The organism is Arthrobacter senegalensis (assembly GCF_059091765.1).
Window position 1 is genome coordinate 103,410 of the sequence record NZ_JBNHGZ010000001.1, and the last position, 25,873, is coordinate 129,282.

Consider the following 25,873-nt stretch of genomic DNA (forward strand, 5'->3'; position numbering starts at 1 on the left):
GGCACGGGCAAAGGCAGCCGGAGAGACAATGACCACACACGCATGCCATTCTCTGCATGTGCGGAACGCTGGTTCGGGGTGCATAGTTAAGAGTTCGGGTACCAATGGGGGATTTTCCGTGTACAGGTGAACGTCCCCGAAGACGAATAAAGGCTGGATATTGATCGGTAACGCGACGTTTCGACATGACAACACGGCGCTGCTGGCCGTCTCGAGCGTGGAGGCCCCGGTAGCCGTCACTTCCGCCGACTTCGACGACCGGCTGGCACCCAGCCTGAAGCGCCTGAAGCTCTCCCGGAAGCTGCTGGAACGTGTTGCCGGCGTGACCGAACGCCGCTGGTGGTCGCCCGGTTCATCATTCGACGACGCCGCCATCGAAGCCGGCGCCAAGGCCCTCGCCGAGGCCGGCGTGGAGCCGGGCCAGATCGGCCTGCTGATCAACACCTCCGTCACCCGCAAGAACCTTGAGCCGTCCGTCGCGGTGAAGATCCACCACGGGCTGGGGCTGCCGTCGTCGGCCATGAACTTCGACCTGGCCAACGCCTGCCTGGGCTTCGTCAACGGAATAACGCTGGCCGCCAACATGATCGATGCCGGGCAGATCAAGTACGCGCTGATCGTCGCCGGCGAGGACGCGCAGCCGACCCAGGAAACCACCTTCGAGCGGCTGAACCACCCGGATTCCACCCGCGCCGACTACCTGCGCGAATTCGCCACGCTGACCCTGGGGTCCGGGGCCGCCGCGGCCGTGATCGGCCCCGCCGACGCCCACCCCGGCTCGCACCGGATCCTCGGCGGCGTCTCCCGCGCGGGCACCGAACACCACGAGCTGTGCGTCGGCGGGCCGGCCGGCATGTTCACGGACACCAAGGGCCTGCTGGAGAACGGGCTGGAACTGGTGGTCAACGCCTGGCACGAGGCCCACCGCGACGGCTGGAACTGGACCGCCATGGACCGGTACGTCACGCACCAGGTCTCCACCTCGTATACCAACGCGATCATCAAGGCCGTCAACCTGGTCCGCGAGCGTGTGCCGATCACCTTCCCGAAGTGGGGCAACGTGGGGCCGGCCTCGCTGCCGATGACCCTCGCCCAGGAGGCCCAGACCCTGGGCACCGGCGACCGCGTGCTCTGCATGGGCGTGGGCTCCGGCCTGAACACCACCATGATGGAGATTGCGTGGTAGACACCCCCCTCTGGCCCGGCGTCGACCCGGCCTGGTCCCGCCGCGTCCGCGTTCGCTCCACCGCCGCTGTAGACCAGGCCGGCAGCGCCCACACCTGGCACCTCCTGGACAACGGCCCGCAGTTGGCCGAACGCGGCATCGAACCAGCCGGCACCCTGCTGTGCGTGCACGGCAACCCCACCTGGTCCTACCTGTGGCGCAGCCTGCTGGCCGCCGCCGGTGACGCCGCGGCCCCGTGGCGCGTGGTCGCCGTCGACCAGCTGGACATGGGCTTCTCCGAACGCACCGGAAGCTTCCGCAGGCTCGAGGACCGGATCACCGACCTGGGCGACCTGACCGCAGAACTGGGCATCACCGGCCCCGTCGTCACCGTCGGACACGACTGGGGCGGCGTGATCTCGCTGGGCTGGGCCACCCGGCACCGCGACCAGCTCGCCGGCGTCGTCCTGACCAACACCGCCGTCCACCCCGCCGGGTTCGGGCTGCCCGCCCCGCTCAAACTGGCGCTGCACCCCGCCGTGCATCGCTGGGGAACGACGACGTCGGCCGCCTTCCTGCGCGTCACGCACGCCTTGGCGCATCCTCCGTTGGCGAAGGACGTCAGGGCCGCGTTCATGGCCCCGTACCGGCACGCGGCCCGCCGCACCGGGGTGGGCAACTTCGTGGCCGACATCCCGGCCGACGAGGCCGCGCCCAGCTGGGACGCGCTGAACGGGGTGGCCGAGGGCATCCGCAGCCTGGACGTTCCGGCGCTGATCCTGTGGGGCCCCAGGGATCCGGTGTTCTCCGACCGCTACCTGCGCGACCTGCTGGACCGGCTGCCGCAGGCCGATGTGCACCGCTTCGAAGGCGCCGGACACCTGCTCCCCGAAGACCGCGACATCGCCGGCCCCGTGTTCACCTGGCTCGACGCCGCCGTGTCCGGCTGCGGGCACGCGGCCGCCGCCCAAGGGCCGCGGGTTGCGGCCCCCTTCCGCTCCATGCTCGCCGAACTGGACGAACGCCGGACCGACGACTCCCCCGCCGTCGTCGACATGGCCCCGCTGGGCGCCGCGGCGGCAGGAAAGCGGACGCTGTCCTGGGCCGAGCTCGCCGGCCAGGTGGACCTGCTCGCCGACGGCCTGGCCGGGATCGGCGTGAAAGCAGGCGACCGCGTCAACCTGCTGGTGCCGCCCGGCATCGAACTGACCAGCCTGATCTACGCCTGCCTGAAGCTCGGCGCCGTTATCGTGGTGGCGGACGCCGGGCTGGGACCCGCCGGCCTGAGCCGCGCCATCGAGGGGGCCGGCCCCCGGTTCATCATCGGCATCGAACGTGCCTTCGCGGCCGCGCGGCTGTTCGACTGGCCGGGCGAGCGGATCAGCGTGACCGAAATGGGCGGGGCCAAGCGCCGGCTCTACGGAGTCGCTTACACCGTGCCCGAACTGCTCGAATCCGCCGCCGCTGCTGCGGCTGGCCCGGGCGGCGGCCGCGCCGGGCGCACCGCCCCCAAGCCCGACGACGACGCCGCCGTCCTCTTCACCTCCGGCTCCACCGGGCCGGCCAAGGGCGTCGTCTATACGCACCGCCGGCTGGCCGCCATGCGGGACACCCTTAAGGAGACCTACGGGCTGGAAGCCGGCACCTCGCTGGTGGCCGGCTTCGCGCCGTTCGCCCTGCTGGGCCCGGCGCTGGGGGCCACCTCGGTGACCCCGGACATGGACGTCACTGCGCCCAAGACGCTCACCGCCGCGGCCCTGGCCGATGCTGCCGCGGCGGTCAGCGCCACCGCCGTCTTCGCCTCGCCGGCCGCCCTCGCGAACGTGCTCGCCACCGCCGACGGCCTCACGGACGAACACAGGGTGGCCCTGGCCGACGTGAAGCTGCTGCTCTCGGCCGGCGCGCCGATCCCCGAGCCGCTGCTGGCCAAGGTGCAGTCGCTGATGCCGTCCGCCCAGCTGCACACCCCCTACGGCATGACCGAAGCGCTGCCGGTGACGGACATCAGCCTGGCGGAAATCCGCGCGGCCGGTTTCGGAAACGGCGTCTGCGTCGGCACCCCGGTGGCGGGGGCCACGGTGGCCATCGCTGCGGTGGCCCCGGACGGCAGCGTGGCGGAACTGCCGACGACCGACCCCAACGTCACCGGGGAGATCCTCGTGAGCGCCCCGCACGTCAAGGACCGGTACGACCGGCTCTGGATCACGCAACGGCACAGCGCGTCCGTGCCCGGCTGGCACCGCACCGGCGATGTGGGCCATCTCGACGCCCACGGGCGCCTGTGGGTCGAGGGCCGGCTGGCGCACATCATCACGACGGCGAACGGCGTCGCCACCCCGGTGGCCGCCGAGCAGGCCGCGGAAACGCACGACGGCGTCCGGCTTGCCGCCGTCGTCGGCGTCGGTCCCGCGGGCGCCCAGGTCCCGGTCGCGGTGCTGGAGACCGCGCCGCCGTCCTCGAAGCCGGACACCGCGCCGTACGCCCTCGGCGCCGAGGTGCGCACCGCCGTCGCCCGCGCCACGGGTCTGGAGCTGGCCGCCGTCCTGGTGCTGCCCGAGCTGCCCACCGACATCCGGCACAACTCCAAGATCGACCGCGCCGGGCTGGCCGTGTGGGCCGGCAAGGCGCTGGCCGGCGGACGGATCACCGCACCGTGAGCGCCGCCGAAACCCGGACCGTCCTCGTCACGGGTGCCAGCGGGATGCTCGGCGCCGCCGTGGCCCGGCTGCTGCTGGCGGAGGGCCACGGCGTCCGCACCTTCCAGCGCCGCCCCGCCGCCGGCGTGGGCTCCGCCGTCGGGACCGTCCTCGGTTCGCTGACGGACGCCGGCGCCGTCGCCCGGGCCGTCGAGGGAGTCGACGCCGTGATCCACCTGGCGGCGAAAGTTTCGTTCACCGGCCAGTGGAGCGAGTTCGTGGCCACCAACATCGACGGCACGCGCACGCTGCTGGACGCGGCGAGGTCGGCGGGCGTGCGCGACGTGGTGTTCGTGTCCTCCCCCTCGGTCGCCCATGTCGGCGAGGCCATCGCCGGCGCCGGCGCGGGGACGGCGGACCCGGACCGTGCCCGCGGCAACTACGCCCGGTCCAAGGCCGCCGCCGAGCTGCTCGCGCTGGCCGCGGACTCCCCCGGCTTCCGGGTCGCGGCCGTGCGCCCCCACATCGTCTGGGGCCCCGGCGACACCCAGCTGGTGGTACGCGTCATTGCGCGGGCCAGGGCCGGCCGGCTGCCGCTGCTGGACAACGGCGCCGCGCTGATCGACACCACCTATATCGACAACGCCGCGGCAGCCATTGTCCGTGCGCTCGAACGGATGGACCAGGCGCACGGCCAAGCCCTGGTGGTCACCAACGGCCAGCCCCGGCCGGTAGGCGAACTGATCGCCGGCATCTGCCGGGCCGCCGGCGTGATGGCGCCCGTTTGGTCGGTTCCCGGCTGGCTGGCCCGCGGCGCCGGTTCGGTTATCGAACGGGCCTGGACGGCCGCCGGAGCGCGCGGGCTGGTCCGCGACGAACCGCCCATGACGCGCTTCCTCGCCGAGCAGCTGTCGACCGCGCACTGGTTCGACCAGCGCCGCACCCGCGAGGTGCTGGACTGGGTGCCCGAGGTCAGCATCGAAGAAGGGCTGCGACGGTTGGCAGCCCACTACGGCGGAACGACGAGGTAGGAGCAAGCATTGGAAAGCGTGAAGCTGATCGATTCCTGGCCGGTGGACAACGCGGCCACCGCCGTCGTCGCGGCCGACGGCGCCGTCGTTGCCTCCCATGGCGACCAGCAGCGGCGCTTCCCGCTGGCGTCCGTGACCAAGCTGCTCAGCGCCTATGCGGTGCTGCTGGCCGTCGAGGAAGGCGCGCTGGAACTGGACCAGGCGGCGGGCGCCGACGGCGCCACCGTCCGCCACCTGCTGGCGCACAGCGCCGGCTACGACTTCGGCGACCGCACCGTGCGGTTCTCCCCCGGCGACCGGCGGCTCTACTCCAACGCCGGCTTCGAGGTGCTCGGCGAGACGCTTGAGGCCGCGGCGGGCATGGCGTTCGCGGACTACCTGCGCGAGGGCGTGCTCGTTCCCCTCGGCATGAAGGACACCAGCCTGGACGGCTCCCCCGCGGCCGGGGCGACCTCCACGTCCGCCGACCTGTCCCGTTTCGCAGCGGAACTGCAGCGGCCGTCGCTGCTGGCCGCCGCCACGGTGCAGGAGGCGACGCAGGTGGCCTACCCGGGGCTGGCGGGTGTGCTGCCGGGGTTCGGCCGCCAGCAGAACAACGACTGGGGCCTGGGTTTCGAGATCCGCGGCCACAAGGAGCCGCACTGGACCGGCAGCAAGAGCTCGCCGAAAACGTTCGGCCACTTCGGCCAGTCCGGCACCTTCCTCTGGGTGGATCCGGAGGCCGGCGCCGCCTGCATCGCGCTCACCGACCGCGACTTCGGGCCCTGGGCCGCAGACGCGTGGCCCGATTACACGGACGCGGTGCTGGCGGAGCTGGGAAGGTAGCCCGTTACCAGCGGCCGTTCCGGGGCCTCGGCTGGCAGGCCGGGCAGGTGTAGGACGACCGGTTCATGAAGGTGTCCCGGCGGATCTTCGTGGACAGGCCCAGGGCGCTGCAGCGGTGGCAGGGCCCGCCCTCCCGGCCGTAGGCGTTCAGTGACCGTTCGAAGTATCCGGAGGCGCCGTTGACGTTCACGTAGAGGGAATCGAAGCTGGTGCCCCCGGCCTCGAGCGCCCTGCTCATGACGTCCCGGCACGCGCTGAGCAGCCGCTCCGCTTCCTTGCGGCGCAGGGTGTCGGTCGGGCGGGCGTAGTGCAACTGCGCGGCCCAGAGGGCTTCGTCGGCGTAGATGTTGCCGATGCCGGAGACCAGTGCCTGGTCCAGGATGGCGCGCTTGATGCCGGTCTTGCGGGCACGCAGGCGCTGGTAGAACGCCTCGAAGGAGAAGGCGGGGTCGAGCGGGTCGCGGGCGATGTGGGCGGCCTCGACCGGGATCAGCGGCAGGCCGGTCTCGGACATCCCGCCGGCATGGCCGTCGGGAGTGGGCATCAGGTCGGCCAGGAACATGCCGCCGAATATCCGCTGGTCCACGAACCGCAGCTCGGCCGGCATCGGCGGGCCGTCGGGTTCGCCGGCCGGACTGAGCGTCAACCGGACCTTCAGGTGCTTCTCGTCGGGCTGCCCGCTGTCTTCGACCAGCAGTTGGCCGCTCATGCCGAGGTGCGCCATCAGGGCGAGTTTGGGCTCGTCGGGCACGGCGTTAACGGCGCCGGGGTGCGGCGAAGGGTCCGGCGTGGTCTCCAGCAGCGGCATCCAGAGGAATTTCCCGCGCCGGGCGACGTCGGCCACGTGGGCGCCGATGAGGTTGCCGCGCAGGTCGTCGGCTCCGAGGGCGTGGCGCCGGATGGAACGCTCGTCCAGGACGTCCACTCCGGTGATCGTCCGCCCGCGGACCCACTGGGCGAGCCCGCGGCGGACAACCTCCACCTCAGGCAGTTCAGGCATCGGAGTCGGCGGTCTCCGTCACCGATACGGGCAGCGAGGCACGCAGCGCCCGCCACGTGGTGGCGGCCGCTTCCTGCTCGGCTTCCTTCTTGGAATGTCCGGTGCCGCGGCCGTATTCGGTGGTGCCGATCAGCAGCGTGGCCACGAAGGTCCGGGCGTGGTCCGGGCCCGATCCGTCCACCCGGTAGGTCACGGTGCCCATCTTCCGGGCGGCGGCCAGCTCCTGGATGCTGGTCTTCCAGTCTGTGCCCGCGCCCAGGGCGTCGGCGTCCGCCAGGAGCGGCCCGACGAGGCGCATCACCAGCTGGCGCGCCGTTTCGATGCCCTGGCACAGGTAGGCGGCGCCGAAGAGGGCCTCCATCGTGTCGGCCAGGATGGAGGACTTGTCGGCCCCGTTGGTGAGCTTTTCGCCCTGCCCGAGCAGCACATGCCGGCCGACGTCCAGGCTGCGCGCGATGCCGGCCAGCGCCCGGGTGGAGACGACGGCGGAGCGCCGCTTGGCCAGTTCGCCCTCGGGCAGGTCCGGGTTGTCCCGGTACAGCGCGTCGGTCACGGAAAAGCCCAGGATCGAGTCGCCGAGGAATTCCAGGCGCTCGTTGGTCGGCAGTCCGCCGTGCTCGTAGGCGTAGGAACGGTGGGTTAAAGCAAGACGGAGCGTCTCGGCGTCGATATCAACGCCGAGACGCTCCAAAAGCTCTTCAGTTGAAGGCATGCCGGACGTTGTTACGCGTCGGCTACCTTGCGGCCCTTGTACTCAAGGAACAGCGCGGTGCCTGCCGAGTCGGTGACAACCTTGGCCTGGTGCGGCAGGCTGTAGGTGACACGGCCGTTCTCAACGGTCTTGACCAGGTTGGGCGCAGTGGCCTTCCACTGGGACCGGCGTGCGCGCGTATTCGAGCGGGACATCTTCCGCTTGGGAACAGCCACGGCTAACTCTCTTCTCTCTCGTCTGACTCTTTACTTTCGGGCGCCTCGTCGGCGGCCGTACCGGCCAACCCGGCAAGGGCTGCCCAGCGAGGATCCACGACCTCATGGTGGTGACCCGGATCCTCTTCAAGGCGCATCCCGCATTCCGGGCACAAGCCTTGGCAGTCTTCCCGGCACACCGGCTGGAACGGCAGGGCGGTCACCACTGCGTCCCGCAGCGCCGGTTCGAGATCGATCAGATCGCGCTCAACCCGCCGCTGTTCGTCCTGTTCTTCTTCCTCGAGGAGTTCAGCTTCCTCGTAGTAGAAGAGTTCCTGCACATTGACGTCGAGGTCGTACGCGATGGGATCCAGGCAACGCCCGCACTCGCCCGTGACTGCCACGGAAACGGTGCCGGAAACCAGGATTCCCTCGTGCACGGCCTCAAGCTTCAGGTCCAGCTCCATGTCGGAGCCTTCCTGAACGCCAATGAGTGCTGCCCCGAAATCCTTCGGCGCAGCGATACGTTCTTCAAGAGTCCGCATGGTGCCCGGGCTGCGCCCGAGGTCCTTGACCGCAAGGGTCAAGGCCGAACTTTGATCATGGTTCAAGACCACAGTACTGAGAACTCCTAAAGAACATACGACCGACGTATCATCTTAGCCCGGATCTCCCGCGGGCCCAAACCGGCGGCGCTGCGGGGGTGTCAGTCCCGTCCGGCGGGCTCCAACGGCCTCTCGGCCTGGATCTGTGATGCCAGGTCGACGATCCAGGAACGCAGCTCGGGTCCCAGGTCCTCGCGCTCCGTGGCCAGGGAGACGACGGCCTTGAGATAGCTGAGCTTGTCGCCGGTGTCGTAGCGGCGCCCCTTGAAGACCACGGCATAAACACCGCCGCCGGCCTCCTCGGAGCCGGCCAGCACCTGCAGCGCGTCCGTCAGCTGTATTTCTCCGCCGCGGCCCGGCGGGGTCTCCTCCAGGACGTCGAAGACCGCGGGGTGCAGGACATAACGTCCGATCACGGCCAGGTTCGACGGCGCCTCGGCGGCGTCGGGCTTCTCCACCAGGCCGTTCACCTTCACGTGCGCCGCGCCGTCGATGCGGCTGATGTCCGCGCACCCGTAGGCGCTGATCGCTTCCGGATCGACCTCCATCAGGGCAATGACGGAGCCGCCGGTCGCCTGCTGGACCGCGATCATCTCCGTGAGCAGTTCGTCGCGCTCGTCGATCAGGTCATCGCCCAGCAAGACGGCGAAGGGCTCGTTGCCCACATGCTGCCTGGCGCAGAGAACGGCGTGGCCGAGCCCCTTGGGGTCGCCCTGGCGCAGGTAGTGAATGTCGGCCAGCTGGGAAGATTCCCGGACCGCGGCCAGCTTGTCGGCGTCGCCCTTGTCCTCCAGGGTTTGCTCGATAAACGGGACCCGGTCGAAGTGGTCCTCCAGGGAACGCTTGTTGCGCCCGGTGATCATCAGCACGTCGTCCAGGCCGGCGCGCGTCGCTTCTTCGACGACATATTGGATGGCCGGCTTGTCGACGACGGGCAGCATTTCCTTCGGCATGGCCTTGGTGGCCGGCAGGAACCTGGTCCCCAGCCCGGCGGCGGGCAGAACGGCTTTTCGTACGGATTGAGCTTGAGGCATGGTCAAACGTTAGCAAACGCGGGCTCCGCCGCAACCGCCGGAAGCGATCCGGGCCGGGCTACCGGGGCTGCTCCGCGGCGCGGAAACCGGCGAGTACGGCCTTCGGCACGAACTCCGAGATGTCCCCGCCCAGCGAGGCAATCTCCTTGATCAAGGTCGACGACAGGTGCGTGTAGCTGCTCTCCGCGGCGAGGAAAACCGTCTCGATGCCGGCCAGATGCCGGTTCATGTGGGCCATCGGCAGCTCGTAGTGGTAGTCCTGCGACGAGCGCAGGCCCTTGACGATGACGCCGGCGCCGTGGCTGCGGCAGTATTCGGCCAGCAGGCCTTCACCCATCGCTTCAACGCTCACGCCGCGGAGGTAGGAGAGCGTCTCGCGGGCCATGGTCAGCCGCTCGTCCAGGCTGAAACGGTATTTCTTGGCATAGTTTGTCGAGACGGCGACGATGACCTCGTCGTACATGCTGGCGGCACGGGCAATGATTTCCACGTGGCCTTTGTGGAGCGGGTCATAGGATCCTGGGCAGACGGCACGGCGCATAGAGTCGAATCTAGTCGATCCGGGCGGGCGGTGCACCACGCTTCGGTGGTAATACTGGGAGTCATGAGCACAGCTATGCGGCAACTCGTTCACGGCCGGCGGGCCGGCGTTCCGGCGCCGTGGCAGCGGACCGCGGCCGGATCGAACCTCCTCGGCGACGACGGAGGCCTCGGCCTCACCATTTTCGAGGAGATGACGACCCTTGCCGCGCGGACCGGCGCCATCAATCTGGGGCAGGGGTTTCCCGACGAGGACGGCCCGGCGGAAATCGCCGCCGCCGCCATTGACGCCATCCGCGGCGGAGCCAACCAGTATGCGCCGGGCAAGGGAACACTCACGCTGCGCAGCGCCGTTGCCGCCCACCAGCAGCGGTTCTACGGCCTGTCACCGGACCCGGAAACCGAGATCATCGTCACGACCGGAGCGACCGAGGCGCTGGCAGCGACGTTGTTGGCCCTGAGCGGACCGGGCGACGACGTGCTGACGTTCGAGCCCTTCTATGACGCGTACGGGGCGATCATCGGCCTGGCCGGAGCCCGGCACACCACGGCCCCGCTCCTCGCCCCCGATTTCCAGCCGGACCTCGACTCACTCGAAGCGGCCTTTTCGGAGCGCACCCGCATCGTCCTGGTCAACAACCCGCACAATCCGATGGGCAGCGTTTTCTCCCGCGAGGCCCTGTTGCGCATCGTCGAGCTGGCTGAGCGCTACGACGCGCTGATCGTCACCGACGAGGTCTACGAGCATCTGACCTTCGATGCACCCCACATCCCCATCGCCACCCTGCCGGGAGCCGCCGAGCGGACGCTCACCATTTCGTCGGCCGGCAAGACGTTTTCGTTCACCGGTTGGAAGGTCGGCTGGCTCTCCGGCCCGGCGGACCTCGTAGCAGCCGTCCGCACGGTCAAGCAATTCCTCACGTACAGCTCGGGCGCACCGTTCCAGGATGCGGTGGCGGCGGGGCTGGGGCTGCCGGACTCGTTCTACGGCGGGATCGCCGCCGGCCTGAAGGCCAAGCGGGACCTGCTCAGCGACGGATTGCGGCAGGCCGGCTTCGATGTCTTCACGCCGCAGGGCACCTACTTCGTCAACGTGGACACGGCACCGCTGGGTATCACCGACGCACTCGACCTGGCCCGCCGGATGCCCGGGCTGATCGGCGTGGCCGCCATCCCGGTGCCGGTCTTCTGCCACCCCGACGGCGCCGAGCGGACCCGCTCGCTGCTGCGCTTCGCGTTCTGCAAGCGGACCGAGGTCCTGCAGGACGCCGCGCAACGCCTCGCCTCCCTGCCGGACAGGATCTGAGCCGTGGCCGAACGCTACCTGCGCGGCACCGGCCTCCACGCCGGCATCGACAAGGACGACCGGGTACCGGGATCCTACGTCCTGAGCATTGGCGGCGCCGAGCAATCGCACGTCAACCTGCGTCATCCCGGCGACGTGTTCTACGAATACCTGCGCCGGATCGCCAACGTCGTCGACCTGGCGGGCCCGGCAGGGGTCCCGCTGCGTTGCCTCCACCTGGGCGCCGGCGCCCTGACGCTGGCCCGGTACGTGCAGGCCACCCGGCCCGGTTCCCGGCAGGTCGCCGTCGAGCTGGAGCGGGAGCTGCTGGACTTCGTCCTCGAGCACCTTCCCATGCCCGACGGCACGGACCTGACGGTCCACTTCGGCGATGCCCGGCATGAACTGGCCTTCGGGGACATCGAGGGCACCTTCGATGTGATCGTGCTGGATGTTTTCGCCGGCGACGACGCCCCGGAGCACCTGACCACGGCGGACTTCTACGCGGAGATGCTGGAGGCTTTGGAACCGGACGGGGTGCTGCTGGTCAACGTCGGAGACGACCCGCCGCTGGCGTTCGCCAAGCGGCAGATCGCCGAGCTCGCGTCCGTCGCCGGTTCGGTGGCGGCGTTGGGCGAGGCCGGCATGTTCGGCAGCCGGAGGGCGGGCAACATCGTCCTGGCCGCCCGCGGCGGTTTGTGGCCGCCGGAATGGTCGGCCGCCCTGCTGGCGGCGGGCCCGCACCCGGCGGCGGTCCTCAGCGGCCCGGAGCTCGATTCATTCGCCCGCAGCTGACTGGTCCACGGCGGGTTCGGCGAACCAGAGACGCGTCTCGCCGTACTTCCGGACGGCGAACCGGACGAGGCCTTCGGGCCATTCCGGTTCGGGTGACCGCGAAGAGCGTTCGACGACGACGACGGCGCCGTCGGCGAGGAATCCGGACAAGGAGGCGAGGATGCCGGCGAGCGCGTCCTCGGCCAGCGGGTACGGCGGGTCCATCAGCACCAGGTCCCAATGGTGTCCCGGCGGAAGGTCCTTGAGGAACCGTTCCGCCTTCATCCGGTGCACCGTGGCCGTCTTCCGGCCCAGTTTGCCGTTAACCAGCTCGGCGTTGCGGCGGCAGACCCCCGCGGCTTTGTCGGCCGCTTCGACCAGGTCCACCGTGGCGGCGCCGCGGCTGGCGGTCTCGACTCCCAGAGCCCCGGAGCCGGCGAAAAGGTCGAGTACCCGGGCGCCGGCCACGACATCGTAGGACTCCAGCCGGGAAAACAACGCCTCCTTGACCCGGTCCGTCGTCGGCCGGGTGTTCTCCCCGGGCACGCTGGCCAGGGCCAGTCCCCCGGCCACGCCGGCCACGATGCGGCTCACCGGTTACCCGCGCTCAAGGAAGGCCTCCCGCTCGGGGTTCAGGTACAGCTCGATGGCGGCCGCCAGCTCGGGATACCGGGCCAGGGTAGAGTCCCGCTGCAGGATGGCCGTGGCGTCTTCCCGGGCACGGGCGATAACGGCCTCGTCCTTGATCACGCGCAGCAGCCTCAGGGTGGATTTGCCGCCGGACTGGGACGCCCCGAGGATGTCGCCTTCGCGACGCAGCTGGAGGTCTGCCTGCGAGAGTTCAAACCCGTCGGTGGTCGCGGCTACGGCCTGCAGCCGCTCGCGGCTGGGGTGCCCGGGCTCCAGCTGCGTGACCAGCAGACAGGTGCCGGGGAGCCCGCCGCGGCCCACCCGTCCGCGGAGCTGGTGGAGCTGCGAAATGCCGAAGCGGTCGGCGTCCAGGATCACCATCATGGTGGCGTTGTGCACGTCGACGCCGACCTCGATGACCGTGGTGGACACCAGGATGTCCAACGTTCCGTCGTTGAACGCCGCCATGGCAGCGGCCTTCTGCTCCGGCTCCATCCGGCCGTGCAGCATGCCGATCCGGATTCCGTCCAGGACCGGCAGCCCGCCCAGGTACTCGACCAGGGCGGCCACCGATGCCATGGGCCGCTGTTGCTCCGGCTGCCCTGACAGCTCGTCCGGCGGATCGGCCTCTTCGAGCTCGTCATCCCCGATCTTGGGGCACACGACGTAGACCTGCCGGCCGGCGGCGACCTCCTCCCGGGCCCGTTCCCAGATCCGGTCCTCCCAGGCAGGATGTTCCTGGAGGGCCACCACGTGGGTGGTGATCGGAGCGCGGCCCGCGGGCAGCTCCGTCAGCACGGACGTTTCCAGGTCCCCGAAGACGGTCATCGCCACCGTCCGGGGAATGGGCGTGGCAGTCATGACCAGCAGGTGCGGTGGCGTGGCCGAGCGGCTCCGGAGGCGATCGCGCTGTTCCACGCCGAAGCGGTGCTGTTCGTCCACCACCACGAGGCCGAGGTCAAAAAACTGCACCGTGTCGGACAGCAGGGCATGCGTGCCGACGACGATGCCCGCCTCGCCTGCCGCCACATCGAGCAAGGCCCTGCGTTTGGCCGTTCCGGTCATCGAGCCGGTCAGCAGCACGACTTTAGTGCCGTCGGGGTCGCCGCCCAACATGCCGCCCTGCGCCAACGGGCCAAGCGTCCGGGTGATCGATGCGAAATGCTGGCCCGCCAGGACCTCGGTCGGCGCGAGCAGGACGGCCTGGCCGCCCGAGTCGACCACTTGCAGCATGGCCCGAAGGGCAACCAGGGTCTTCCCCGACCCGACTTCCCCCTGCAGCAACCGGTTCATGGGTGAATCTCCGGCCAGCTCCGCCGCGATCGTCGCGCCGACCTCGCGCTGTCCCGCGGTCAGGTCGAAGGGCAGGCGGGCGTCGAACTTGTCGGCAATACCGCCCTTCCGGCCCGGGCGTGCGGTCGCCTGTTCGGCCGCGGCGATGGCCCGCTTCCGCCCGAGGGCCGCCTGCAGGACCAGCGCTTCCTGATAGCGGAAGCGGTCGCGGGCCGCGCTGGCGGCTTCCATCGTCGAGGGCCGGTGGATCTGTTCGTAGGCCTCAGCCAGTGAGAGCATTCCGTCCCGTACGGCGATGTCGGTCGGGATGGGGTCCCCCAGGCGCCCGAAGTCCACGGCATCGAGCAACAGGTCAACGGCCGCCTTGATGCGCCAGCTGCCCAGTTTTGCCGTCGCCGAATACATGGGCACCGGGCGCAGGGCCTCCTCGGCGTCGAAGTCGAAGGCGTCTTCGAGCAACTGGTAGTCGGGGTTGGTCAAGGTAAGGTTTCCGCGGTAGGACGTCACCTTGCCGGAGAACATGGCGATGGTCCCCGGCCGCAGTTCCCGTTCAGCCTGATAGCCGTTGAAGAAGGTGAGGCTGATGTCCGAGGAATTGTCGGTCACGACGACCTCGGTCAGCGAACCGCGGCGGGCCCGCATCTTGCGTGAACTGGAGCTCAGCACCCGGGCCACCAGGGTTGCGTCCTGGTCGATCGGCAGCTCGGCGATCATGGTCAGTTCTCCGCGCTTCATGTATCGCCGCGGGAAGTAGTTGAGCAGTTCCCCGGTCACCGTCATGCCCAGGTGCTTTTCGAGTGCCGAGGCCGAGCGCTTGCCCAGCCGCCGCTCCAGCGGGACGCTCAGCTCGTCAGCAGGGTCAACCGCCATGGTTCTGCTCCGGCGGGCCGGCCAGCTCCGTCATGCTGACGTTCATCGGTTCACCCAGCTCCCGGATAACCTCCAGTGCCGCGTCGCCCTCCGGCACGTGCGCGTGGACGCGCCAGCGGTACCCGCCCTCGATTTCAGTCACGGCGCTCATGATGACCGAGTCGCCCAGTTCGTCCAGTTTCAGGCGCAGCGTCGCGGCGTCGAGGGGGCTGAGGTTGACGGTGCACATGACCTCGACACCTTCGTGCACGTGGTCCAGATGCAGGTGCGGATCCTGCACGTTGTAGCCGTGCAGGCCGTCCAGCAGTTCCGGCTGCAGTTCCACGCCCAGGGCGCTGGCCCGCAGGGTGTCCATGATGAGCAGGAACCCGACGGCGCCGGCGTCGACGATGTGCGCCGATTCGAGTGCCCCGAGCTGGGTCTCGGTCCTGACCACCGCGGCCACCGCCTCTTCCACGACCGATTCCAGCGTTGCCGCCAGGCCGTGGTTGCTGTCGTCGCCGTTCTTCGCCGCATGTACAGCCGACGCCGCCCGCGAGACCGACGCGATGACGGAGAGCATGGTTCCCTCAACGGGCTCGCTCAGCGCGGACCAGCACCTGATTTCGGCACGCTGGAGGGCCGCGGCCAGCAGCGGCCCCGTCAACCGGGTCGTGCCCCGCAAGGGTTCGGCCAGGGCGGCCAGGAAAACGGACAGCAGGGTGCCCGAGTTCCCGCGCGCTTCTTCCATCGCCGCCTGGCCTGCTCCGGCCAGGAGTTCGCCGATGTCCGCCGTCCGGTTTTCGGCGGCCGACTTCGCCGCCGCCCGGACGGTCAGATAGAGGTTGGTCCCCGTGTCGCCGTCGGCCACCGGGAAGATGTTGATGGCGTTCAGGCGGTCGCTGTGGTTGCCGAGGACGACCTCGGCCTTGGACAGCCAGCGGCGCAGCGCTTCGGCATTGGCAGCAATTTTCGTCTGCAAAGGGGTCCCATCTGCATGCGCCGGCGATGCCCGCCAACGATCGATCTCAGTCCTCCGGCGTTACCTGAGCCTACCGCAGCCGGCTCCGCTCACCGGCATACGGCCGCGTCGCGGCTCACTCGAGGTCCGCAGTACTCAGATATTCGCCGAGGCTGTCGTTCTGCAGCGCGTCGGCTATCTCGGCGATGGCCGCCTCGTCCGGCACGACGATCGACTGGCCGTCCGCGGAAGTGCCGGTGCCCAGGGTCGGAAGGGTGAACATCTGAACGTCGCTGGACCGTACATCCCGAAGCGAGACGCCCAGGGAGCCTGCCGTTATGGCGTCGAATTCGCTGTCAACGCTCACGAACGGGGAAAATTCGTCGACTACCTCGTTAATGCGCACGGGGTTTGTCAGTGTCTCGGCCGTCAGGAACTCGGACATCAGAGCCTTGACGAAGAGCTGTTGGTTGCGCACGCGCTGATAGTCGCCGTCGCTGAAGGCCTTGCGCTCCCGCACGAAGGACAGGGCAGACTCGCCGTCCAGAGTCTGGGTGCCCGCCGGGAAGAACTCGCCGGTCGACCCGGTTGCCGAGAAGGCCGCCGGATTATTGATCTCCACCCCGCCCAAGGCGTCGGTCAGTTCCTTGAACCCCGAGAAGTCGATGATGGCGACGTGGTCGACGCGGGTCTCAAACAGCCCTTCGATGGTTTCGACGACAAGCGGTACCCCGCCGAACGCCATGGCGGCGTTGATCTTGTGCTCGCCCTGGCCCGGTATGTCCACCCAGGTGTCGCGCATGATCGACATGACGTAGACGTTCTCCCGATTCTCCGGGATGTGCATCAGCATCATGGTGTCGGAGCGGCTGCCGTCCGAGACCTCGGTCAGATTCTGCGTACCCGTGGCGCGGCTGTCGGAGCCCATCAGAAGAATGTTGACCGTCTTGTCGTTCGGGTCCTTCTCGGCCCGATTGTCCGGGAAGGCCGATTCGATCGTTTGGGACTTGCTGTTGAAGGAGTTGGCCAAGTTGAACAAGTAGCCACCTCCGACGATTGCAGCGACGACAACGATGCCCACGAGGGTGAAGAAGATGGTGCGGATGGGATCTTTCTTCCGCTGGCGGCGCTGCCGCCGCGGGCGGTATTCGTTGTCGTGGTCAGCAGTCAATGGGGTCACTTCCTAGGGGTGAGGCTACCTAAAAGGATAAACCCCGCGGCCGTCTCCTTACCGCAGGGCCGGTCTGGCGTGGCTGCGGTCACTGTCGCTCCGGCGGGCCGCGATGGTCGGGATACGCTGGCTGTATGACCCGCGCCTTCCCCCGACGCCGCCGTTTTGCCGTCCTTTTGTCGCTAGGAGCCCTGGGCAGCCTCACGGCGTGTTCGCCTGTTGTCGACGTTGACGCCGCTCCGGACGCGGCAAACCCCGGATGCGCCCCGATGATGGTCATCCTCCCCCAGTACGTCGCCGATTTCCCGCGCCGTGAAACGAGCAGCCAGGCGACCGCCGCGTGGGGGGACCCTTCCCAGGTCATCCTGCGGTGCGGTGTGCCGGTTCCCGGCCCGACGACGGACCAATGCGTCTCGGTCGACGGCGTCGACTGGGTACTGCGCGAAGGCGAGAACGGCTACTGGACGGCCACGACCTACGGGCGCACCCCGGCCACGGAACTGCTGTTCAAGCCCGATGACGTGGCAGAGAGCTCCGTGTTGATGGACATCTCGGCGGCGGCGTCGGAGATTCCGCAGGAACGCGAATGCCTGAGCATTTCCGACGTCCTGTAGGCGGCACGGCCGGCGACACCGCGCCGGCCGGCATGGTCAGCGGAGGCCGGTCTTGCGGTTGAGGGCCAGGTACAGCAGCTCGTCGATCAACTCGGTGTAAGGCAGTCCGGATTTCGCCCACATCTGCGGATACATGCTGATCGGCGTAAACCCGGGCATGGTGTTGATCTCATTGATAATGAGCTCGCCGTCCGGCGTGTAGAAGAAGTCGACCCGGGAGAGTCCCTCTCCCCCGAGCGCGTCGAACGCCTGTGCGGCGAGTTCGCGCACTCTTTCCGTGGCGCCGGCGGGCAAATCCGCCGGGCAGCTGAGGGCGGCGGCCGTACCGTCCAGGTATTTCGCTTCGAAATCGTAAAACTGATGCTCGCCGGGCTGGACGGCGATTTCCCCGGGCAGACTGGTGCGCGTCGGTTCTGTTCCCCTGCCTTGCAGCACCGCTACTTCAATCTCGCGGCCGATGATGCCGGCTTCGACAACCACCTTGGGATCGTGTTCGCGGGCGGCCTCCACGGCGGCGCGCAGGCCGCCCGGCTCGGCCACCCGGGTGATTCCCATGGAAGAACCCGCCCGGGCCGGCTTGACGAAGACCGGGAACTGGAGCGTGCCCAGACGTTCGAGCACCGCGTCCGGGTCCTGCTGCCACTGACGGTCGGTGATGACCTGGTAGGGACCGACGTGGAGGCCGGCCGATTCGAAGACCACCTTCATATAGTGCTTGTCCATGCCGACGGCAGAGGCCAGTACGCCGGCGCCGACGTAGCGGACGTCGGCCATCTCCAGCAACCCCTGAAGCGTTCCGTCCTCGCCGAACGGCCCGTGCAGCAGCGGCAGCACCACGTCGACGTTGCCCAGGCTCTGCGGAACCTGCGCGGCCGGCGCGACCATGAGTTCCGGCGTGTCCCGCCTGCTGGCCAGCACGACGGGTTCGGCGGACGCACTGATCTCCGGCATTTTCCCCGAGGCGAGCGACCACTGGGCCGGATCTTCGGCGACCTGGACCCACTGGCCGTTGCGCGCAATTCCGATGGGAACGACGTCGTACTTGTCCTTGTCGATGGCCCCGAGAACCCCGGCCGCGGTGACGCAGCTGACGGAATGTTCGCTGGACCGCCCGCCGAAAAGGACGGCAACGCGGGGTTTGCGGCCCGGCGACGGGGCGTTCGCGGCGGGAATGGTCTCGTCGTTCACTGGAGTTCACCTTCGGATTTGAGTTCACGGGTCAACAGGCGTGGCGCCAGCGCCTCTACGGAAACCTGCCCCTCCAGGACGGCAACCACTGCCTCGGTAATCGGCATGTCGACGCCCACCTTGGTGGCCAGATCCAGCACGGCGCGGCCGGACTTGATGCCTTCGGCCGTTTGGGTCATTCGTTCCGTCACCTGGTCCAGGGTCAGGCCTTCGCCCAAGAGCCGTCCGGCTGTGTGGTTGCGCGACAGCGGCGACGCGCAGGTGGCGACCAGGTCGCCGAGCCCGGCCAGCCCGGCCATCGTCTGGACCTCTCCCCCGAGGGCAAGGGTCAGCCTGGTGGTCTCGGCCAGTCCGCGGGTGATGACCGTCGCCTTGGTGTTGTCTCCCATGCCCTTGCCGTCGCAGATTCCCACGCACAGGGCAATGATGTTCTTCACGATGCCGCCGATCTCCACCCCCGTGACGTCCGAGTTCGTGTACGGACGGAAATAGCTGGCGGTGCACAACCGCGCAATCCACTGCGCGGTGTCGTCGTCCGTGCAGGCCACCACCGAGGCGGTCGGTTCCTTGCGCGCAATCTCGAGCGCCAGGTTGGGACCGGAAATGACGGCCACGTGGGAGTCGGACAGGCCGAGCTCTTCCTTGATGACTTCGCTCATGCGCGCATCGGTCCCGCGCTCCAGCCCCTTCATGAGCGAGACGACCACTGCCTCCGGATCGAGCAGCGGCTTCCAGGACGCCAGCTGCGGCCGGAGGGTCTGGGCGGGAACAGCGAGCACCACCAGCGGCGCGCCGCGGAGGACTTCGGCGACGTCCTCCGAAGCGACGATGTTCTCCGGCAGCGCGATGTCCCGGAGGTACTTCACATTCCGGTGCCGGGAATTGATTTCCTCCGCCACTTCGGCGCGCCGGGCCCAGAGCCTGACCTCGACGTCGGGGTGGGCGTCCGCGACGACCTTGGCAAAGGTAGTGCCCCAGCTTCCTGCTCCGAGAACGGCGATGTTGGCAGGCAGGTCGGGGCGTGCTGTCACAACTTCTCCTCAGGCGGTAGCTCTTCTGTATGCACCGGTTCGCCGGAACCAAAGTCCCGGCCCATGGCGCTTTGACCGTGAGCAGAAGGATCCCAGCGGACGGCGGGCGCTGCCTCGCCGCGTACTTCGGCCAGCAGCGCCGTGATGCTGTCCATAATCCTATTCGTTGCGGCCTCGAGAACGGTCCTGGTGATCGGCAAGCCGCTGAATTCGCTCAGGTCCACCGGCGGTCCGGCCGTGACGTGTGCCGTCTTGCGCGGAAAAAGGCTGGGCCTTTTCGCATAACGGGGCAACAGCTCGTTGGCACCCCAGTGCGCCACCGGAATGACCGGCGCGCCGGTCTGCAGCGCGAGCCTTGCCGCCCCGGTGCGCCCGCGCATCGGCCACAGGGCCGGGTCCCGGGTCAGCGTCCCCTCCGGGTAGATGATCACGGCACCGCCTTCGTCGAGCACCTCGCGTGAGACGTCAAGGGAACGGTTTGCGCCCGAACTGCTCCGCTCCACCGGTATCTGCCGGGCCGCCGTCAACAGTTGCCCGACCACCGGGATCTTGAACAGCGAGGCCTTCGCCAGGAAGTGCGGAAGGGCGCCCTGGTTGTAGACGTAATGGCCGACCACGAGCGGATCGATTTCCGTGTTGTGGTTCGGACAGACGATGAATCCCCGGTCCTTGGGGAAATTCTCCGATCCCGTCCAGTTGCGACGGAGGACCAGGTTCAGGACTGGCCGGACAACGCCGGCGAGGACACCAATGACCACCCGCTCTTTGGAGTCTGCTCCCATGTCCGCCTACTCGACGTCGAAGTCCGCGCCGAGGCCCTCCAGCTTTGACTGGAAGCGTTCGTAGCCACGGTTGATGAGTTCAATGCCGGTCACGCGGGAGGTTCCGGCCGCCGCCAACGCGGCGATCAGGTGGCTGAAGCCGCCGCGGAGGTCGGGGATGTCTATCTCCGCCCCGGAGAGCTGTGTGGGTCCGGAAATCACGGCGGAATGCAGGAAATTCCGCTGCCCGAAGCGGCACGGAATGCTGCCGAGGCATTCGCGGTGCACCTGGATGTTCGCACCCATCCGAATCAGCGCCTCGGTGAATCCGAACCGGTTCTCGTACACGGTCTCGTGCACGATCGAGACGCCTTCGGCCTGCGTCAGGGCGACGACGAGGGGCTGCTGCCAATCCGTCATGAAGCCCGGGTGCACGTCGGTCTCGAGCACCAGCGGCGACAGGCTGCCGCCCGGGTGGTAGAAGCGGATGCCGTCGTCGTCGATGTCGAACGCCCCGCCGATCTTGCGGTAGGTGTTCAGGAAGGCGGTGAGGTCGCCCTGATGGGCACCTTCGACGTAAATGTCTCCCTGCGTCACGAGCGCCGCGGATGCCCAGGACGCGGCCTCGTTGCGGTCGGGCAGCGCGCGATGGTTGAAGCCGGACAGTTCGGTGACGCCCTCGATACGGATCACACGGTCGGTCTGGACCGTGATGATGGCACCCATCTTCTGCAGCACCGCGATCAGGTCCATGATCTCCGGCTCGATGGCGGCGCCGCTCAATTCCGTGATGCCCTCGGCACGGGTTGCCGTCAGGAGAACCTGCTCGGTGGCGCCCACGCTGGGATACGGCAGCGTGAGTTTCGCGCCCTTCAGTCCCCTGGGTGCGGAGATGGCTATGCCACCGGGCCGCTTGTCCACGATCGCGCCGAACTGCCGCAGCACGTCGAGGTGGTAGTCAATGGGCCGGTCGCCGATCCGGCAGCCGCCCAGGTCGGGGATGAAGGCCTCGCCGATCGCGTGGATCAGGGGCCCGCAGAAAAGGATCGGAATGCGGGAATCGCCGGCGTGGGCGTCGATGTCCTTCATGTGGGCCGTCTTGACCTTGGTGGGGTCAAGCGTCAGGTCACCCGTCACCGCGTCCTTGGACACCTCGACGCCGTGCAGGCGGAGCAGGCTCGTGACGATCTCCACGTCCCTGATTTCGGGCACATTCCGCAGGACCGAGGCATTGCTGCCGAGCAAGGACGCGACCATCGCTTTGGGAACCAGGTTCTTGGCGCCACGGACGGATACCTTCCCCGCCAACGGAACGCCACCACGAATGGTCAAAACACTTGCCATGAATACCTGTTTCCTCAAGCTAGTTTAGCGCCGAACTGCGCCAGGGCCTCAGCTAAGCATATTGGCAATCCGTGACCACTCTGAAATAAACGGGCAGCGAGTCCGGCGCTTTCCGTCCCGCCGGCCGGTGCCTTGCATGAGGCAGTCGCAGGTGCAAATCGGCGCCGCCGACGGAGCCGGAACGGCTCCCTCGACGGCGCCGATTCGCGCCAGGGCGCGTGTCCTCAGACTTTTGCCGGCAGGGTCGTCGGCTTCCAGGACGGGCGGGTGGCCTCGTAGGTGGTGATTTCCGCCTCATGCTTCAGGGTCAGCCCGATATCGTCCAGGCCTTCGAGCAGCCGCCAGCGGGTGTAGTCGTCGATCTCGAACGGCGCGGTGATGGTTCCGCAGGTGACGGTCTTCGACTCCAGGTCCACCGTGATTTCGGTGCCCGGGTGGTTCTCCAGTTCCTTCCAGATCAGCTCGATGTCATCCTGGGCGACCTCGGCGGCCAACAGCCCCTGCTTGCCGGAGTTCCCGCGGAAGATGTCGGCGAACCGGGAGGAGAGGACAACACGGAACCCGTAGTCCTTCAACGCCCAGACCGCGTGTTCGCGCGAGGAACCGGTCCCGAAATCCGGGCCGGCCACGAGAACGGACCCGCGGCTGAACGGCTCCTGGTTGAGGATAAAGTCCTCGTGCTTGCGCCAGGCTGCGAACAGGGCATCTTCGAAGCCTGTCCGGGTGATCCGCTTGAGGTACACCGCCGGGATGATCTGGTCGGTGTCCACGTTGGACTGCCGCAGCGGGACCCCGATGCCGGTATGGGTGGTGAACTTCTCCATGATTCTTCAGGCTCCTTAGGCGGCAGGCCGCGAGACGGCGTCGTTGTTGACCGGGTCCAGGTCCGAGGGCGAACTCAGCGTGCCCCTGACTGCGGTGGCGGCCGCCACTACCGGCGATACCAGGTGCGTCCGCCCGCCCTTGCCCTGCCGGCCCTCGAAGTTCCGGTTGGACGTGGACGCGCAGCGCTCGCCCGGGGCCAGCTGGTCCGGGTTCATGCCCAGGCACATGGAGCAGCCGGCGAACCGCCACTCGGCGCCGAACTCCTTGAACACCTTGTCCAGGCCTTCGGCCTCTGCTTCCAGGCGGACACGGGCAGACCCGGGCACCACCATCATGCGCACGTTCGGCGCCTTGGCCCGGCCGCGGATGATGTCCGCCGCGATGCGCAGGTCCTCGATGCGGCTGTTGGTGCAGGAGCCCAGGAAGACGGTGTCGACCGGGATGTCCTTCATGCGGGTGCCGGCTTCGAGACCCATGTAGGCCAGCGCACGTTCCGCGGCTGCCTTGGCGTTCTCGTCGGCGAAGTCGTCGGGCGACGGCACGGCTTCCGACAGGGAAACGCCCTGTCCGGGGTTGGTCCCCCACGTGACGAACGGCTCCAGCGTATCGGCGTCCAGGAAGACCTCGGCGTCGAACACCGCGTCGTCGTCGGTACGCAGGGTCTGCCAATTTTCGACGGCGGCGTCCCAGTCGGCGCCCTCCGGGGCGTGCGGCCGGCCCTTGAGGTAGTCGAAGGTGGTCTGGTCCGGCGCGACCATGCCGGCGCGGGCGCCCGCCTCGATGGACATGTTGCAGATGGTCATCCGGGCTTCCATGCTCAGGGCCCGGATGGCGGAGCCACGGTACTCCAGCACGTAGCCCTGGCCGCCGCCGGTGCCGATCTTGGCGATGACCGCCAGGATGATGTCCTTGGCGGTGACCCCCGGGCGCAGCGTGCCCTCGACGTTGATGGCCATGGTCTTGAACGGCTTCAGCGACAGCGTCTGGGTCGCCATGACGTGCTCAACTTCCGAGGTCCCGATGCCGAAGGCCAGGGCACCGAAGGCACCGTGGGTGGAGGTATGCGAGTCGCCGCACACCACCGTCATGCCGGGCTGGGTGAGTCCCAACTGGGGACCCACCACGTGCACGATCCCCTGCTCGGCGTCCCCGAGCGAGTGCAGCCGGACCCCGAATTCACGGCAGTTGGTGCGCAGCGTCTCGATCTGGGTGCGGCTGGTCGGGTCGGCGATCGGCTTGTCGATATCCAGCGTGGGAGTGTTGTGGTCCTCGGTCGCGATGGTCAGGTCCGGGCGGCGCAGCCCGCGCCCCGCCAGGCGCAGGCCCTCGAAGGCCTGCGGCGACGTGACCTCGTGTACCAGGTGAAGGTCGATGTAGAGGAGGTCGGGCTGGCGCGCCGCGCCTTCACCGTCGCCGTGGCGCACCACGTGTGCATCCCAGACTTTTTCGGCGAGCGTCTTGCCCGCAGTGTTACCGGCCATGGCCAGATCTCCTCCATCAATACCAACGCAGGCTTTTTCTCCCGCCGGGAGGCCCGCACCAAGTGTGTGCTTTAACTCTTCCAGCGCCGCTGCCCGCCCGCCAGTCAATCGACTTGCATCTCATATATTGAGATGAGAATATCAGCTTATGGACAATCCTAGCGGTGTCGGCGTCATCGACAAGGCGGCCATGGTGCTGGACACTCTGGAGGCCGGACCCACGTCCCTGGCCCAACTGGTAGCCGCCACCGGTCTGGCCCGGCCCACCGTCCACCGGCTCGCTTTGGCGCTGGTCCACCACCGGCTGGTCAGCCGGGACATGCAGGGCAGGTTTGTCCTGGGCAGCAGGCTGGTCGAATTAGCCGCGGCCGCCGGCGAAGACCGGCTCATAGCCGCCGCCGGTCCGGTGCTCATGAACCTCCGCGATGCCACGGGTGAGAGCGCCCAAGTCTTCCGCCGGCAGGGCGATTCGCGGGTATGCGTCGCCTCGGCCGAGCGGCCGATCGGATTGCGGGACACCATTCCGGTGGGGACACAGCTCTCGATGAAGGCCGGCTCCGCCGCCCAGGTGCTGTTGGCCTGGGAAGACCACGAGAGGCTGCTCGAAGGACTCCATGGGGCGCGTTTCACCCCGACAGTCCTCGCCGGCGTCCGCCGCCGCGGCTGGGGCCAGAGCCTGGGCGAACGCGAACCCGGCGTGGCGTCGGTTTCCGCCCCGGTCCGCGGTCCGTCCGGGCGGGTCATCGCCGCGGTTTCCATTTCCGGGCCGATCGAGCGGCTCACGCGGCAACCCGGCCGGCTGCATGCCGAGGTGGTCTGCAACGCGGCCGCCCAACTGACCGAAGCCCTGCGAAAGACCAAGGACTAGAGCGCTTCAGCCCCTGAAATGGTCCCATCCCCGAACCCGGACGGGGACGCCGTCGAGGGTCACCGTATCCTTCCCGCCGCCGACCACTCCGATGGCGGCGAACCCCGCCGGCAGGGTTTGTGCTGCGGGGAAAGTACACAGCAGGCCATGGTCTTCGCCGCCGCCGAGGACCCAGTCGCTGGGCTCCGCCCCCACCAGGGCCGCTGCCTCGTCCAAGGGTGCGGCAAAGTGCCGCAACTGCGCCGACGCAAGGTTTACCGCGACACTGCTGGCGCGGGCCAACCGCGCCGCATCACGGAGCAGGCCATCCGAGATGTCCATCATGGCGGTCGCGCCACCTTCGGCCGCAGCGGGGCCGGCGCTCAGCGGAGGCACCGGCCGGGACTGGATTCCGGCGAGCTCCTGCAGCGGAGCCGGGGCCTCGTCGTCGAAAACCGGGCTTTCGAGCAGCGCCAGTCCGGCCGCCGCGCGCCCCAGCGTGCCGGCCACCGCGACGGTGTCGCCGGGACGCGCGCCGCTGCGCAGGACCGGACTGCGGCCTTCGAGGTCCCCGGTAACGGCAGCCGTGACCACGATCGACTCGCCGCGGCCAAGATCACCGCCCACGACGGAGCACCGGCCCGCCCCCAGTTTCCGCAGGGCATCGGCCACGCCGTCGGCCAGGCTCTCGACCCATGCCACCGGCGTCGCACCGGGCAGGGTCAGGCTGATGACCAGTGACGTCGGCACGGCTCCCATGGCATTGATGTCCGAGAGGTTCTGCGCCACGGACTTCCATCCGACGTCGTAACCCGTCGTCCGGTACCCGGAGGGCCACTCAAGCCGGAAGTCCTGATCCTGGACCAACGTATCGATCGAGATGACGGTGCGGGCATCGGGTGCCTCGATCACGGCAGCGTCATCGCCCGGCCCGACCGGGACGCGGGCGGGGCCGAGGCGCGGGAAAATCCTTTCCAGAAGCGAGCCTTCGTCCAGATCGTTGACAGTCAGTTCAGCGGCCAATCTTTTGCGTTCTCCTTGTATCTCGTCTGCCGGGTCCCTGGCCCCGCGGCTCCC

The 25,873-nt window shown here is 68.5% G+C and carries 25 protein-coding genes; 8 read left to right on the top strand and 17 right to left on the bottom strand.

The window, feature by feature from the left end; genetic code table 11:
* The first annotated feature begins 160 nt into the window (after nt 1–160).
* Genes AC5RVG_RS00490 through AC5RVG_RS00505 form a run of 4 tightly spaced genes read left to right on the top strand, consistent with a single transcriptional unit; the run spans nt 161 to nt 5,657 of the window.
* Nucleotides 161–1,186, top strand: a complete 1,026-nt coding sequence (locus AC5RVG_RS00490) for a 3-oxoacyl-ACP synthase III (RefSeq protein WP_493999991.1) — start codon at nt 161–163, stop codon at nt 1,184–1,186.
* Entirely contained in the window at nt 1,180–3,822 is a 2,643-nt protein-coding gene (locus tag AC5RVG_RS00495) for an alpha/beta fold hydrolase (protein ID WP_494012328.1), read from the top strand. The genes AC5RVG_RS00490 and AC5RVG_RS00495 overlap by 7 nt, the downstream gene beginning before the upstream one ends.
* 44 nt (nt 3,823–3,866) lie before the next feature.
* Nucleotides 3,867–4,832 carry an NAD-dependent epimerase/dehydratase family protein gene (locus AC5RVG_RS00500; protein WP_494012983.1) on the top strand — a complete coding sequence of 322 codons (966 nt, stop codon included), beginning with the start codon at nt 3,867–3,869 and terminating at the stop codon, nt 4,830–4,832.
* Between the two features lie 9 nt (nt 4,833–4,841).
* Nucleotides 4,842–5,657: a serine hydrolase domain-containing protein gene (locus AC5RVG_RS00505; RefSeq protein ID WP_494012329.1), complete on the top strand. Its 816-nt coding sequence runs from the start codon at nt 4,842–4,844 to the stop codon at nt 5,655–5,657.
* Nucleotides 5,658–5,661: 4 nt separating this feature from the next.
* Here AC5RVG_RS00505 and mutM read toward each other — a convergent pair whose 3' ends face one another.
* The 6 genes from mutM to coaD all read right to left on the bottom strand — a co-directional run bounded on the left by mutM (nt 5,662) and on the right by coaD (nt 9,743).
* Entirely contained in the window at nt 5,662–6,657 is a 996-nt protein-coding gene (gene mutM / locus AC5RVG_RS00510) for a bifunctional DNA-formamidopyrimidine glycosylase/DNA-(apurinic or apyrimidinic site) lyase (RefSeq protein ID WP_494012330.1), read from the bottom strand.
* On the bottom strand, nt 6,650–7,369 hold the full coding sequence (rnc, locus tag AC5RVG_RS00515) for a ribonuclease III (protein ID WP_493999996.1): 720 nt from the start codon (nt 7,367–7,369) through the stop codon (nt 6,650–6,652). Before rnc ends, mutM begins: the two co-directional genes overlap by 8 nt.
* 11 nt (nt 7,370–7,380) lie before the next feature.
* The gene (gene rpmF / locus AC5RVG_RS00520) at nt 7,381–7,584 is read right to left on the bottom strand and encodes a 50S ribosomal protein L32 (RefSeq protein WP_127511582.1); all 204 of its coding nucleotides are present in this window, start codon (nt 7,582–7,584) and stop codon (nt 7,381–7,383) included.
* Between the two features lie 2 nt (nt 7,585–7,586).
* Entirely contained in the window at nt 7,587–8,150 is a 564-nt protein-coding gene (locus AC5RVG_RS00525; protein WP_494012331.1) for a YceD family protein, read from the bottom strand.
* Between the two features lie 119 nt (nt 8,151–8,269).
* The gene (gene galU, locus AC5RVG_RS00530; protein ID WP_494012332.1) at nt 8,270–9,202 is read right to left on the bottom strand and encodes a UTP--glucose-1-phosphate uridylyltransferase GalU; all 933 of its coding nucleotides are present in this window, start codon (nt 9,200–9,202) and stop codon (nt 8,270–8,272) included.
* Between the two features lie 58 nt (nt 9,203–9,260).
* Nucleotides 9,261–9,743: a pantetheine-phosphate adenylyltransferase gene (coaD, locus tag AC5RVG_RS00535; protein WP_493999999.1), complete on the bottom strand. Its 483-nt coding sequence runs from the start codon at nt 9,741–9,743 to the stop codon at nt 9,261–9,263.
* A 63-nt stretch (nt 9,744–9,806) separates the two neighbouring features.
* Here coaD and AC5RVG_RS00540 point away from each other — a divergent pair, with 63 nt between their 5' ends.
* Entirely contained in the window at nt 9,807–11,048 is a 1,242-nt protein-coding gene (locus AC5RVG_RS00540; protein ID WP_494012333.1) for an aminotransferase class I/II-fold pyridoxal phosphate-dependent enzyme, read from the top strand.
* A gap of 3 nt (nt 11,049–11,051) precedes the next feature.
* On the top strand, nt 11,052–11,822 hold the full coding sequence (locus tag AC5RVG_RS00545; RefSeq protein ID WP_494012334.1) for a spermidine synthase: 771 nt from the start codon (nt 11,052–11,054) through the stop codon (nt 11,820–11,822).
* Here AC5RVG_RS00545 and rsmD read toward each other — a convergent pair.
* From rsmD to AC5RVG_RS00565, 4 genes are all read right to left on the bottom strand, one after another.
* Nucleotides 11,805–12,395 carry a 16S rRNA (guanine(966)-N(2))-methyltransferase RsmD gene (gene rsmD, locus AC5RVG_RS00550; protein WP_494012335.1) on the bottom strand — a complete coding sequence of 197 codons (591 nt, stop codon included), beginning with the start codon at nt 12,393–12,395 and terminating at the stop codon, nt 11,805–11,807. The two genes, AC5RVG_RS00545 and rsmD, sit on opposite strands and share 18 nt — an antisense overlap.
* A 3-nt stretch (nt 12,396–12,398) precedes the next feature.
* Nucleotides 12,399–14,594, bottom strand: a complete 2,196-nt coding sequence (locus AC5RVG_RS00555) for an ATP-dependent DNA helicase RecG (protein ID WP_494012336.1) — start codon at nt 14,592–14,594, stop codon at nt 12,399–12,401.
* A complete protein-coding gene (locus tag AC5RVG_RS00560; protein WP_494012984.1) occupies nt 14,584–15,522 on the bottom strand; it encodes a DAK2 domain-containing protein in 939 nt (312 codons plus the stop codon). Before AC5RVG_RS00560 ends, AC5RVG_RS00555 begins: the two co-directional genes overlap by 11 nt.
* 148 nt (nt 15,523–15,670) lie before the next feature.
* Nucleotides 15,671–16,714 (bottom strand): LCP family protein, encoded by a 1,044-nt coding sequence (locus AC5RVG_RS00565; protein ID WP_494012337.1) that lies wholly within the window; start codon nt 16,712–16,714, stop codon nt 15,671–15,673.
* Between the two features lie 125 nt (nt 16,715–16,839).
* On the opposite strand from AC5RVG_RS00565, the gene AC5RVG_RS00570 reads away from it, so the two are divergent.
* A complete protein-coding gene (locus AC5RVG_RS00570; protein WP_494000005.1) occupies nt 16,840–17,319 on the top strand; it encodes a DUF3515 domain-containing protein in 480 nt (159 codons plus the stop codon).
* Nucleotides 17,320–17,355: 36 nt separating this feature from the next.
* Here the strand turns inward: AC5RVG_RS00570 and AC5RVG_RS00575 are convergent, their stop codons facing one another.
* The 6 genes from AC5RVG_RS00575 to leuC form a co-directional block, all read right to left on the bottom strand.
* Nucleotides 17,356–18,492, bottom strand: coding sequence for a D-alanine--D-alanine ligase family protein (locus tag AC5RVG_RS00575; protein ID WP_494012985.1), 1,137 nt, complete (start codon nt 18,490–18,492; stop codon nt 17,356–17,358).
* Nucleotides 18,493–18,503: 11 nt separating this feature from the next.
* On the bottom strand, nt 18,504–19,538 hold the full coding sequence (locus tag AC5RVG_RS00580; RefSeq protein WP_494012338.1) for an NAD(P)H-dependent glycerol-3-phosphate dehydrogenase: 1,035 nt from the start codon (nt 19,536–19,538) through the stop codon (nt 18,504–18,506).
* Nucleotides 19,535–20,320, bottom strand: coding sequence for a lysophospholipid acyltransferase family protein (locus AC5RVG_RS00585; RefSeq protein ID WP_494012339.1), 786 nt, complete (start codon nt 20,318–20,320; stop codon nt 19,535–19,537). Before AC5RVG_RS00585 ends, AC5RVG_RS00580 begins: the two co-directional genes overlap by 4 nt.
* A 6-nt stretch (nt 20,321–20,326) precedes the next feature.
* A complete protein-coding gene (gene murA / locus AC5RVG_RS00590; protein WP_494000008.1) occupies nt 20,327–21,643 on the bottom strand; it encodes a UDP-N-acetylglucosamine 1-carboxyvinyltransferase in 1,317 nt (438 codons plus the stop codon).
* Nucleotides 21,644–21,867: 224 nt separating this feature from the next.
* Nucleotides 21,868–22,467, bottom strand: coding sequence for a 3-isopropylmalate dehydratase small subunit (leuD, locus tag AC5RVG_RS00595; RefSeq protein ID WP_494000009.1), 600 nt, complete (start codon nt 22,465–22,467; stop codon nt 21,868–21,870).
* A 15-nt stretch (nt 22,468–22,482) separates the two neighbouring features.
* The gene (gene leuC / locus AC5RVG_RS00600) at nt 22,483–23,949 is read right to left on the bottom strand and encodes a 3-isopropylmalate dehydratase large subunit (protein ID WP_493986902.1); all 1,467 of its coding nucleotides are present in this window, start codon (nt 23,947–23,949) and stop codon (nt 22,483–22,485) included.
* A gap of 148 nt (nt 23,950–24,097) precedes the next feature.
* Between leuC and AC5RVG_RS00605 the strand changes: the two genes are divergently transcribed.
* Entirely contained in the window at nt 24,098–24,817 is a 720-nt protein-coding gene (locus tag AC5RVG_RS00605) for an IclR family transcriptional regulator (RefSeq protein WP_494000010.1), read from the top strand.
* A 6-nt stretch (nt 24,818–24,823) separates the two neighbouring features.
* Here AC5RVG_RS00605 and AC5RVG_RS00610 read toward each other — a convergent pair whose 3' ends face one another.
* Nucleotides 24,824–25,819, bottom strand: coding sequence for a thiamine-phosphate kinase (locus AC5RVG_RS00610; protein ID WP_494012340.1), 996 nt, complete (start codon nt 25,817–25,819; stop codon nt 24,824–24,826).
* Nucleotides 25,820–25,873 lie beyond the last annotated feature (54 nt).